At 50.4% G+C, this 12,387-nt stretch carries 11 protein-coding genes; all 11 read left to right on the top strand.

Annotated elements, in window-relative coordinates; translation table 11 throughout:
* Positions 1 to 268: hypothetical protein (locus HLG76_RS14800; protein ID WP_217706540.1), on the top strand; the 268-nt coding region annotated here is incomplete at its 5' end.
* Positions 269 to 494: 226 nt separating this feature from the next.
* Complete coding sequence (locus HLG76_RS09835; RefSeq protein WP_021022076.1) at positions 495 to 743, top strand: oxaloacetate decarboxylase subunit gamma; 249 nt, start codon at positions 495 to 497, stop codon at positions 741 to 743.
* Between the two features lie 31 nt (positions 744 to 774).
* Positions 775 to 2,577, top strand: coding sequence for a sodium-extruding oxaloacetate decarboxylase subunit alpha (gene oadA, locus HLG76_RS09830; protein ID WP_175993557.1), 1,803 nt, complete (start codon positions 775 to 777; stop codon positions 2,575 to 2,577).
* Positions 2,578 to 2,586: 9 nt separating this feature from the next.
* On the top strand, positions 2,587 to 3,717 hold the full coding sequence (locus tag HLG76_RS09825; protein WP_021022074.1) for a sodium ion-translocating decarboxylase subunit beta: 1,131 nt from the start codon (positions 2,587 to 2,589) through the stop codon (positions 3,715 to 3,717).
* Positions 3,718 to 3,925: 208 nt separating this feature from the next.
* Positions 3,926 to 4,882: an NADP-dependent oxidoreductase gene (locus tag HLG76_RS09820; RefSeq protein WP_077576444.1), complete on the top strand. Its 957-nt coding sequence runs from the start codon at positions 3,926 to 3,928 to the stop codon at positions 4,880 to 4,882.
* Between the two features lie 5 nt (positions 4,883 to 4,887).
* Entirely contained in the window at positions 4,888 to 5,310 is a 423-nt protein-coding gene (locus HLG76_RS09815; protein ID WP_021022072.1) for a YqaA family protein, read from the top strand.
* Positions 5,311 to 5,320: 10 nt separating this feature from the next.
* A complete protein-coding gene (locus HLG76_RS09810) occupies positions 5,321 to 8,170 on the top strand; it encodes a pitrilysin family protein (RefSeq protein WP_077773566.1) in 2,850 nt (949 codons plus the stop codon).
* Positions 8,171 to 8,265: 95 nt separating this feature from the next.
* The gene (gene gshA, locus HLG76_RS09805; RefSeq protein ID WP_021022070.1) at positions 8,266 to 9,843 is read left to right on the top strand and encodes a glutamate--cysteine ligase; all 1,578 of its coding nucleotides are present in this window, start codon (positions 8,266 to 8,268) and stop codon (positions 9,841 to 9,843) included.
* Between the two features lie 14 nt (positions 9,844 to 9,857).
* A complete protein-coding gene (locus HLG76_RS09800; RefSeq protein WP_077576460.1) occupies positions 9,858 to 10,475 on the top strand; it encodes a hypothetical protein in 618 nt (205 codons plus the stop codon).
* 28 nt (positions 10,476 to 10,503) lie between these two features.
* The gene (gene luxS / locus HLG76_RS09795) at positions 10,504 to 11,022 is read left to right on the top strand and encodes an S-ribosylhomocysteine lyase (RefSeq protein WP_021022068.1); all 519 of its coding nucleotides are present in this window, start codon (positions 10,504 to 10,506) and stop codon (positions 11,020 to 11,022) included.
* Between the two features lie 283 nt (positions 11,023 to 11,305).
* A complete protein-coding gene (locus HLG76_RS09790; protein WP_175993556.1) occupies positions 11,306 to 12,385 on the top strand; it encodes a substrate-binding domain-containing protein in 1,080 nt (359 codons plus the stop codon).
* Positions 12,386 to 12,387: the final 2 nt, after the last annotated feature.

The following is a 12,387-nucleotide window of genomic DNA, read 5'->3' as shown; positions in this document are numbered from 1 at the left end:
AGTACCTGGCTACGAACCAGGCGGTCGGAGGTTCGAATCCTCCCGGACGCGCCATTTTGCATTACCTCTTCCTTCTCCTTATTTCCATTTCGCTATCTTTTCATTGTCACCCAAATCGACTTTTCTGTTTATTATTTTCGCTATCGCTATTGGACAGCGTGTTGTGATACTGGAAAAACGCTTTTTCCAAAAATGGCATAGTGCGCCTCTATTAATAGCCAAACCGTCAAAACCCTCTATGTACCAGGACGTTTCATCGCGCGATTAACGGACTTGGACGAGATAAATACGCCTTTACGAGTGGCGGTTGTTCGCGTGCGATGAGTGCATCATGACCCGTGTTGTCAGGTAACAAAAACACAACACGAGATTGTCATTTATGCGAATTGTTAGTATTTTGAACGCCGATGATGAAATGGCCACCAAGATAAATGAATAATAACGGGCCATCCGCGCATCATTGCCAGTAAGAGTGAGTAACAAGGAAGACAACCATGGATTTAGGCCCGCTTTTAGAACAAGCACTGACGCTGATGCTGACCGGTATGGTTGTGGTGTTTGTGTTTCTTTCTACGTTGATTTTTTTGGTCCACCAACTAGAACGTTTTGGTGACCCGACCCCGCCAGCTGCTGCTAAGGCACCCGCTAAGCCTAACGCACAACCTGCATCGGAAAACGTATCGCCCGATGTCGTTGCCGCGATCACTGTCGCTGTCCAGCAGTACCGCCAACGCCATCGTTGAGTGGTAAGGCACATATAAAAAGGAGTTTGTTATGTCTACGCCGTTAGCTATTACCGATGTGGTATTGCGTGATGCCCATCAGTCGTTGTTTGCCACACGTCTGCGTTTGGACGATATGTTGCCGATTGCCGCCGAGCTCGATCAGATTGGGTTCTGGTCATTAGAAACATGGGGTGGCGCGACCTTTGATGCCTGTATTCGCTATTTGGGTGAAGACCCTTGGGTACGGTTACGAGAGCTTAAAAAAGCCATGCCTAATACCCCGATGCAAATGCTTTTACGTGGGCAGAATCTCTTGGGTTACCGCCACTACGCCGATGATGTGGTATACAAGTTCGTTGAACGTGCTCATGCCAACGGTATGGATGTATTCCGCATCTTTGATGCCATGAATGATGTGCGTAACTTTCAAGCCGCTGTGGGTGCGGCAGTGGACGTAGGTGCCCACGCTCAGGGAACGATTTCTTACACCACTAGCCCTGTGCATACCATGGATACCTGGACCGATTTAGCCAAGCAGTTGGAAGATCTTGGCTGTCACTCTCTGTGCATCAAAGATATGTCCGGCCTGCTTAAACCTTATGAAGCGTATGAGCTCGTGAGCCGCATAAAATCGACCTGTGATATTCCCCTGTCGCTGCATTGTCATGCGACCACAGGGTTATCAACAGCAACGGCGGTTAAAGCAGTAGAAGCGGGGTTAGATGTCCTGGATACGGCCATTTCTTCAATGAGCCAAACTTATGGGCATACCCCGACTGAAACCGTTGTTGCGATGCTTGAAGGCACCGAGCGTGAAACTCATCTTGACCTGAATAAACTTGAATCGATTGCGGCTTACTTCCGTACCGTGCGGAAAAAATACGCCCAATTTGAAGGGCAGTTAAAAGGCGTCGACTCACGTATTTTGATCGCGCAAGTGCCCGGCGGTATGTTGACCAACATGGAAAGCCAGCTTAAAGAACAAGGCGCGGCTGACAAAATGGATGAGGTCTTAGACGAGATCCCGCGGGTGCGTGAAGACTTAGGATATATCCCCTTAGTTACGCCGACCTCACAAATTGTCGGATCGCAATCGGTCATTAATGTATTGACCGGCGAGCGTTATAAGAGCATTACTAAAGAGACTGCTGCGCTGTTAAAAGGCGAATACGGAAAAGCCCCCGCACCGGTCAATGCAAAATTACAAGCGCGCGTGCTTGACGGTGAACAAGCGATTACCTGCCGTCCGGCGGATAAATTAGCCCCCGAAATGGAAAACTTGACGCAGGCATTAACCGATAAAGCGTCGACAGAAGGTGTGAGTTTGGCGGAAGAGACGATTGACGATGTCCTCACTTACGCCTTGTTCCCACAAGTGGGTTGGAAATTCCTCCAAAATCGTGGCAATTCTGATGCGTTTGAACCGGTACCCACCGGAGACTCCACGCCGCCAGCAACGCCCGCGGCTAGCCCAGCGAGCCAAGTTGAGGTTGAAACTTACAGCGTGCGCGTTAATGGCCAGGTGTATCAAGTGGATGTCGGTCCCGATGGCGCACTAGGCGCGATCCAAACTGCTAACGATGTCGACAATGCGCCTACAGCACCGCGTGCCCCGGTGTCACAGCCGGCATCTACCCACGCAGAGCCAGTCACCGCACCGTTAGCGGGTAATATCTTTAAAGTCATGGTGACCGCCGGTGAGCATGTACAAGAAGGTGACGTTCTGATCATCCTAGAAGCGATGAAGATGGAAACCGAAGTCAGGGCTGCGCATGCTGGCACTGTCCAAGATGTACAAGTAAAAGAAGGCGACGCCGTGACTGTCGGCATGCCGCTTTTACATTTAGGATAAGAGGGCAGCATGGAAGGATTAATGATCCTGTGGTCGGAAACTGGACTGGCGAATTTCCAGTGGCCACAGCTGGTGATGATGGCCGTCGGTTGTCTGCTGCTCTTTCTTGCGATTCGACGTGGGTTTGAGCCTTTGCTTCTGTTGCCCATCGGGTTTGGGGCAATCTTGGCGAATATTCCCAACGCGGGTTTTAACGAGCCGGGCGGTTTGTTGTATTACGTCTACCATGTCGGGATTGATACGGGGGTTTTCCCGTTATTGATCTTTATGGGGGTGGGGGCGATGACCGACTTTGGTGCCTTGATTGCTAACCCGCGTACCTTGCTTTTAGGGGCGGCGGCGCAATTTGGCATTTTTGCTACCTTGTTTGGTGCTATCTTGCTCAATCTGGTCCCAGGCATGGAATTTAGCCTTCAAGATGCAGCATCAATTGCGATTATTGGTGGTGCGGATGGGCCGACGGCCATCTTCTTGGCTAGCCGACTATCGCCGGATCTTCTTGGCGCGATTGCAGTCGCAGCCTATAGTTACATGGCGTTGGTGCCAATTATTCAACCGCCGATCATGAAGTTGTTCACCTCGCCACAAGAGCGCCAAATTGAAATGAAACAGCTGCGTCATGTCTCGAAAACGGAGAAAGTGCTGTTTCCTTTAGCGGTCTTGATGATGACGATCTTATTCTTACCCTCCGCAACGCCCTTGGTTGGTATGTTTTGTCTGGGCAATCTGATGCGTGAGTGTGGCGTCGTCGATCGGTTATCGAGTACTGCGCAGAATGAGTTGATCAACATTGTGACCATTTTCTTGGGGCTTGCCGTTGGTTCCAAGCTAGAAGCGGATAAGTTTCTTCAGTTTGAAACCTTGGGGATCTTGGTGCTCGGAGCGGTCGCGTTCAGCATCGGCACCGGAACGGGCGTCTTAATGGCGAAGCTGCTTAACCGGTTTAGCCGCGATCCTATCAACCCACTGATTGGTGCGGCCGGCGTCTCTGCCGTGCCAATGGCTGCGCGCGTGGTGAATAAGGTTGGACTGGATGCCAATCCACATAACTTCCTGCTGATGCATGCGATGGGGCCGAATGTGGCTGGCGTGCTTGGCTCTGCTGTCGCAGCGGGGATATTGTTGGCGTTAGTCGGATAGCCGTGCGATGTGAATGTAGAGACAAACCGTAGCAAAAACAAAACACGTGAACAGTGAAAAGAAAACAGCGGCAGGCATTGAGTCTGTCGCTGTTTTTGTTAAGACTAGGGGTTTACGCGTTGCGATGACCCTGTGCTTTTTTATTATCTGCGCTATCAAATTTATTACCTGCGCCATGAAAGCATAATGGCATGCGAAAGGAGTCAATATGTCGAATAACTTGTCTCTTGCGATTACCGAATTCGGTGCGCCAGAGGTTCTCTCCCCAGTAAACCGTGCTATCCCCTCACCGTCGGAAGAGCAGGTGTTAATTCAGGTAAAAGCCGCGGGCGTGAACCCGATCGATGCTAAAACCCGTGCCGGACTGGGTTGGGCGGCGGAACATAACCAAGATAAGCTGCCTTGGGTACCCGGTTACGATGTGGCCGGTGTGGTGGTGGCAAACGGCACCAACGAAAGTAAGTTTGATGTGGGTGATCGCGTGGCAGGAATGATTGGTTTCCCGACCGAGGGAGGGGGATATAGCCAGTATGTGGCTGCCGACGCCGGACTGCTTTCCACGGTACCACCCAGTGTCCCAATGGTGGATGCTGCCGCGGTACCACTTGCCGGGCTCACGGCGTGGCAAGCGCTCGAGCATGTCAAACTCACCCGTGACGAAAAAATACTGATTTTGGCGGGGGCCGGGGGAGTGGGCCACCTTGCGGTACAATTAGCAGTAAGAACGGGGGCTCAGGTGTATGCGACAGCATCGCCGGGCAACCATGAATTTTTGCGCCAGCTGGATGCGAAACCGATAGACTATCACCAGGCACATTGGGCGACAGCGCAGGGCGAGTTTGATGTACTGATTGATTTGGTCGGTGGCGATACGGGCATTGAAGCACTTGCGAGCCTAAAAACCGGTGGACGTGTGGTCACTGTGCCGACCAATACACGTGATATGATCACCGCTGCTGCGGCCGAGCGAGGATTAAAAGCCACGGGGATGCTGGTTGAGCCCAACACCTGGCAAACTCAGCGCTTGCTTGACATGCTTGATCAAGGCGAGCTTCATATTGATATTGCCGCTGTCTACCCTCTAGAACAAGGGGCGCAAGCCCATAAAGCGCTCGAGTCTGGTCATACACGCGGTAAGCGAGTATTAGAAATGCCGTCGTCGTAACAACCATGGACGACTGGTCGGCGTTGGCGACACTGTTTGTCACCAGCTTTTTGAGTGCCACTTTGTTGCCAGGTGGTTCAGAAGCGAATTTGGTTTACTTATTAACTCAGCAACAGTTTGCTGATGGCGTAATTGTAGCTATTGCGACCGTCGGAAACACCCTTGGAGGCATGACCAACTATGCCATCGGCCGTTGGATTCCGGATTATCAGCCGCACCAACGCTGGCATCGTCGTGCGCACTTGGGACTACAACGTTATGGTTATGCGGCTTTATTATTGAGTTGGGTCCCCATCATTGGCGACCCTTTGTGCGTGGTCGCCGGTTGGCTACGTTTGCGTCAATCATGGTGTTGGGCGGTTATCTTTATCGCCAAAGCATCGCGTTACATGGTTATTGTTTGGTCATTTAATTGGGTCACTGGGTAGGAATCATCATATGCAACGCTTATTGTTCGTCGCTGTTCTCGTTTTATCCGTTCTGACAGGGTGTCAGCGACTGGAAACATCGCCTCCTGCAACGCCAAAGGGGGTGACCTGGATAAAAACAGTCTCGCCACCACCGGGCAGTGCCCAAGTGCCTTATCAACAGTTTACGCTCGATAACGGGCTGACTGTTTTGCTGCACCAAGACCACTCCGATCCCTTAGTCAGTGTCGACATGCGCTATCATGTTGGCTCTGCGCGTGAGGAGCCTGGCAAATCCGGCTTTGCGCACTTTTTCGAACATATGATGTTTGAAGGCTCAGAGCACGTTGACGATCATGGTAAGCGTATCAAAGAAGTCGGTGGCTATAACAATGGCTCGACCAACCGCGATACTACCCAGTATTATCAAACGGTGCCGGCTAATGAATTAGAACGTGTACTTTGGTTAGAATCCGATCGCATGGGTTTTCTGTTGGATGCCGTGTCGCAGCGTAAGTTTGAAGTGCAGCGTGATACGGTGAAAAACGAGCGAGCCTTTCGGATAGACAATGTTCCCTATGGCCGCGTTAACGAAACCATTAATCAAGCGCTATACCCCGAAGGTCATCCTTATTCATGGCCGGTGATTGGTTACGTGGAAGATTTAGACCGCGTTGATGTCGATGACCTCAAGCAATTCTTCTTACGTTGGTACGGTCCCAACAATGCCACCTTGACCATTGGTGGGGATATTGATGTACAACAAACCTTAGCGTGGGTGAAAAAGTACTTTGGTGACATCCCGCAAGGGCCAACTATCCCCGCGGCAGACCCTCAGCCTGTCACTCTGGAAGCCGATCGATTTGTCACTTTAGAAGATAAAGTGTCGCAGCCTGTTTTGATCATGAGCTTCCCCACCAGTACGCCTGAGACAGACACCAGTACGCGTCTGAGTGTCCTGGCCAATGTGTTGGGACAAGGGCGAGATAGTGTCCTTTACCAATCATTGGTGCAAACGGGAAAACTGCTTAGTGCAGGCGCATCGCATCAGTGCGGTGAGCTTGCATGCACCTTCGAGATCTATGGTGTCGGCAGTCAAGATCAGTCGTTAGCTGAGGTGCGCACGCTACTGCGCCAGAGCATGGCGACATTTGCGGCGCAAGGCGTTGACCAAGACGACATTAGCCAAATCAAAGCCATGGTAGAAGCGGATAACATTTTTGCCCTACAAAGCGTCGATGGCAAAGTAGAACAACTGGCCAGTGACTATACGTTACATGGCGACGCAAGCATACTGACACAACGCCTAGCCCGTTTGGATGCTGTAACGCCTCAAAAGGTGATGGACAGTTATCAACAGTGGGTAAGCAATCAACCTGCGGTTAACCTCAGTGTGGTGCCTGAAGGGCGTCAAGATTTGGTCGCTCATCCGGCAAACTTTGTCTATCAGCGCCCTGATTATCGCCACGTCGCTAGCCAAAATAATGCGGATACACTGGCGTTACGCAACACGCCTGAACGCTTTGACCGCAGCCTGATCCCGCCCCCGAATGGAAGCGTGACTGTCCATGTTCCTACTATTTATCGCGCGGAGCTCGACAATGGTATTCACCTGGCAGGCACCGTCAGTCGCGAGACCCCCACGGTGACCTTGCAACTTCGCTTGCCGGCAGGTGTGTTGATGGAGCCGAATGATAAGCGTGGTATCGCCGAGCTCACGGCTAGTATGATCACAGAAGGCGGCGCGGGAATGTCGGCCGCGGAATTAACCCAAGCGCTAGATAAGCTTGGCAGTCAGATGAGTGTTAATCCAGAGGCTTATCATACGACATTGACCGTGACATCCTTGAAAAAGCATCTGGGAGAGACGCTTCAATTAGTGAATAAGGTGATCAGTGCACCGACGTTTGCGGAGCAAGATTTTGAGCGGCTCAAAAAACAAGCATTAGAGGGAATGGCGTCACGCGCCGACGATGCGGGCTGGTTGGCAGATCAGGCTATTAGCCAATTGCTTTATCAAGATGCAACCTTCCGTGCCCCGCAAGGTGGTGTGGCAGAAGACGTTGCCGCACTCACCCTTGCCGACGTTAAACGCTTTTATCAACAGCATTATGTGTTGAAAGAAAGTCAGCTTGTCGTGGTGGGTGATTTGTCCCGTGAGCATGCGATCAATCTCGCTAACCGGATTCAACCTTGGCAACCGACTCCTGAGGGGCATGCTCAAGTTGCAAGGCCCGTGCCTCGAGACGAAAAAAGTCCACAAATTTGGTTAGTGGATAAACCACAAGCGCCACAAACCAGTATTCGTATGATACGTCATGGCATGCCTTACGACGCAACCGGCCCCATGTTTAAAACCCGCTTAGCTAACTTTAATCTCGGCGGAAACTTTAATGCCCGCATCAACCAAAACTTACGCCAAGATAAAGGTTACACCTACGGCGCCCACAGTGCTGTGTATGGTGGTCGTCAAACTGGGACCATTGAAGTCGGTGCCGATGTGCGTGCGGATGCCAGTGCCGAGGCCATTAAAGAGCTTTGGAAAGAAATGGCCCACGCGCACGAAAATGGATTTACTGAGCAAGAGCTTGCCTATTTACGTCAATCGAGCGGCCAGCAGGATGCACTCAATTATGAAACACCGTGGGAAAAAGCGGGCTTGATTGCGCACATTGAGGCGTTTAATTTGGATGATGACTATCGTGAAGCCCAAAAAGCCATGCTGTATTCACTGACACGCCAACAACTAAATGCCCAAGCATCGCGCTGGTTCGATCCTAACGACTACCAAATCATCGTGGTTGGCGATGCAGAGCGTTTGGAAGGGGATCTGCGTCAACTTGGCTTGCCAGTCAATAGGCTGGCGTTAGATTACCGTTAATACCGGTTGGATAAACTTACCCCGCTGCGTGATGGCTTTTGAGCAATAGCTTGTTTATATTGACCACCACGCAGCATACAAATAAGAGATACATTTTGACTGATTTCACCCAGCGGTTAGCGCGTTTAGCGCAAAACCCAGACGCATTAAAGGGGATAGCCCGAGGGCTCGAGCGTGAAGCACTTCGTATTACACCGAATGGTCACTTAGCGCAAACTGCGCACCCAGACGCACTTGGCGCCGCATTGACGCATCGTTGGATTACCACCGATTTCGCCGAGTCGTTATTGGAATTTATTACCCCAGTCAACACCTCGGTGAAAGGGATGTTAGACGAGTTGCAGGATATTCATCGTTTTACCTATCAACAGATGGATGATGAACAGCTCTGGCCGATGTCAATGCCTTGTGTGGTCGCATCGGAAGACGATATTACTTTGGCGCAATATGGCAGCTCGAATATTGGTCGGATGAAAACGCTTTATCGGCAGGGACTCAAGCACCGTTATGGCAGTGTGATGCAAGTGATCTCGGGCGTGCATTTTAATATCTCACTCCCTGAGGCGTTTTGGCAGCACCTGTATCACTCAGAGACTGTTAGCCAAGCTGCGGTGACACAAGGCTATTTTGATTTGATCCGTAATTACTACCGCCATGGTTGGATGATCCCTTACCTGTTTGGAGCATCACCGGCTTTGTGTGGATCCTTTATCAAACATACTGACAGTCCGCTGGCGTTTGAGCATATGCCATCGGGAACCTGTTACTTGCCGTATGCAACGTCCCTGCGTTTGAGTGATTTAGGCTATACCAACAACGCCCAAGCCGACTTGAAAATAGGCTTTAATACATTAGAGCAATATTTAGAAGGATTACGTCGCGCTATTCGTACCCCTTCGCAGCAATTTGCACAGTTGGGGATTCGTGACGGTGAAACCTATCGACAACTCAATACCAATATGCTGCAAATTGAGAATGAGCTTTATGCTCCGATTCGACCAAAGCGTAATGCGGAAAGCGGCGAAAAGCCGACCGAAGCACTAAGCCGCGGCGGAGTAGAGTACATAGAAGTCCGCTCACTGGATGTGAATCCTTACAGCCCTATTGGCATTGAAGAAGATCAAGTGCATTTTCTCGATTTATTTGTGTCTTGGTGTGCGTTATCGCCCTCCGACCCCATGTCCGATCCGGAACTGAATTGCTGGCGGGATAACTGGAATAAAATTGTACTTGAAGGGCGAAAACCCGGCTTAACCTTAACCACAGGATGCAATGGCGGTACCCTAACTCAGGCCGAGTGGGGACGTCAGGTGATGGCAGAGCTGAAACAATTAGCCAAAGTGATGGACCAGACCGTTGGTGATAGCCGCTATGAGCGCGTATGCGACAAAATGATTGCGTGTTTTGATAACCCCGAACTAACCTTATCAGGGCGTGTGCTGGCAGACGTGATTGCGCAAGGCGGAATTGGTGGTGTTGGCCTAAGCTTGGCGAGTGAGCACAAGAAGGCATTGGCTGATGTGCCGTATCAGGTTCACAGTGATGTCGACTTTCTCCGAGAAGCCGAAGACAGTATGGCACGTCAAAAAGCGGTAGAAGCCAGTGACACGCAAAGCTTTGAGCAGTTTCTAAACGCTTATTTCAAAGATGTGCCGATGGCAGAAAGCTGGTAACTGGAATAATGGCGATGAGCAGGACGCGTATTCTCAACCGATTAGGAATAATCACCGCCATGATATTGTTACCCGGGTGCGCGACGCCGCCACCGGATAACCCCAGCAATGTCTGTGCGATTTTTGAGCAAAATCCTGACTGGTTTGAGGCGGCCGTCGAGATGGAAGACAGCTGGGGGACGCCTATTCAGGTCGCGATGGCATTTGTGAAGCAAGAAAGCGCGTTCGTTCACGATGCTTTGCCTCCACGTGACTATGTATTAGGCATTTTACCCTGGGGGCGAGTGAGCAGCGCATATGGTTATGCGCAAGCACAAGACCCCGCGTGGTCAGACTATCAAAAAGCCACAGACAATGGCGGCTCTCGCACCGACTTTGCCGATGCGTTACAGTTTATAGGCTGGTACACATCAGAAACGCATCGTCAGCTTGGGGTGTCGCAATGGGATGTTTACCGGCAATATTTAGCTTACCATGAAGGAAGAGGCGGATTTCAACGTGGCTCATTTGAGCGAAAACCTGGGCTCAAACGGGTGGCGCGTAAAGTCGAACAACAAGCAAAGGACTACGGTTGGCAGCTAAAAGGGTGCCGGCAACGACTAGAAGACAATCTGAGCTGGTGGCCATTTTAAGGCCGCAGTGATGAATGAAGGAGGAAAGATGCCACTACTAGATAGCTTCACGGTTGACCATACCCGCATGAATGCACCGGCGGTACGGGTCGCAAAAACCATGCAAACGCCCAGCGGTGACACCATCACTGTGTTTGATTTGCGTTTTTGTCGTCCCAATGAACAGCACTTAACCGAAAAAGGGATCCATACCTTGGAGCACCTTTTCGCTGGCTTTATGCGCAATCATCTGAATAGTGACAAGGTGGAGATCATCGATATCTCGCCGATGGGCTGCCGCACCGGTTTTTATATGAGCTTGATTGGCGAGCCCCAAGAGTCGGAGGTTGCTAAAGCATGGGAGCTTGCGATGGAAGATGTCCTTATTGTTCCTTCGCAAGATAAAATTCCGGAGCTTAACGAATATCAATGTGGTACTTATGAGATGCATTCGTTGAATGAAGCCAAAGATATTGCTCGTGCAATCATAGATGCAGGTGTGACCGTCAACAAAAATGATGATCTATCGCTGCCCGAATCGATGTTGCAAACGTTGCGCGTCGATTAAAACGCGACCAGTCATCCCTCTGCGGTAACACTGCCTTCTGTGTTACCGCCCCCCCCTCCCGATTTGAGTGTTCTTTTCATTATTTTTGTCTCAATAGCTAGATAAACCCAAGAGAAGTGTAGGCGTTGTTGCAGCTTTTTTGCCTGTTCAAGCACGCTTCTGCATTTTGTCGCTGCGTATTCGCTTGGGTTTCGCTAAGCTGACAACTGAAATCGACCATCAAAAAAAGGCTGTGAAACCCAAAGTGAGTTTACGCACAAGACATCATATTCGGCCCATCAGTATGTATCATTACCTGCTAGGTATCATGTTGTTGGCGACGGTGCCGAGTGCGCAAGCGTCGTTAAATGGCTATTGGTCATATGACGAGTTTCTTGCACGGTATCCTGAGCAAAAAGCGCTGACGGCAACACTCGATAAACAAGTGCAAGCCGATCCTGCGCCAATGCAACGTGCGCTGGCACCGATAAAAATTTCAGTGGTCGTGCCGGGTCAACAAATCTCTGATTATTGGCAGCGTAATGTGCGAGCGTTCGAACGTCGCTTACAAGCGCTTAATATTCCTTATCAGTTAAGAGAAGTCACAACACGACCGAACAACGACATACGAGAACAAAGTGCGTCTTTGTATGCGGCGCTGCGTGACGGTGCCGACTATCTTGTGTTTACCTTAAACAGTGTTCGTCACCGTAAGTTTATTAATCATGTGCTATCACAGAAAAAAACCAAGCTCATATTGCAAAATATCACCACACCGGTAAAAGCGTGGCAAGGTAATCAGCCTTTTCTCTACGTGGGGTTTGACCATCAGCGCGGCAGTCAGCTACTGGCTGATTATTATCAAACGCGTTATCCGAAAGGGGCGAATTACTCGGTGTTGTTTTTTTCTCAAGGTTATGTGAGTGATGCACGTGGGGACACTTTTATTGAAACCATGAGTCGCCATGGTGATAGTCAATTGGTCTCGGCTTATTACACCAAAGGTGACCAACATTCTGGTTATCAGGCAGCCAAAGCGATGTTAAACAATAATCCGCAACTCGACTTTATTTATGCTTGCGCGACAGATGTGGCGTTTGGGGCAATCAAAGCGCTTGAAGAGTTGGGAAGAGAGGAAGTTGGTGTTAACGGCTGGGGAGGCGGGTCCGCTGAATTGGATGCTGTCATGTCAGGACAACTAGACGCAACCGTGATGCGTATGAACGATGATACCGGGGTGGCGATGGCTGAAGCCATCAAACGCGACCTACAACAAAAAGCTGTGCCCGTTGTGTACTCAGGTCGGTTTAACGTCGTCACTCAATATGATGATCCGGATCGAATAGAAAAACTTAAGCAACATGCATTTAGATACTCGGATTAGAT

Origin of the sequence: Salinivibrio sp. EAGSL, assembly GCF_013366455.1 — a bacterium.
Lineage (GTDB): Bacteria > Pseudomonadota > Gammaproteobacteria > Enterobacterales > Vibrionaceae > Salinivibrio > Salinivibrio costicola.
The sequence above is the reverse complement of the archived record's forward strand: the minus strand, read 5'-3'. Positions and strand labels throughout refer to the sequence as shown.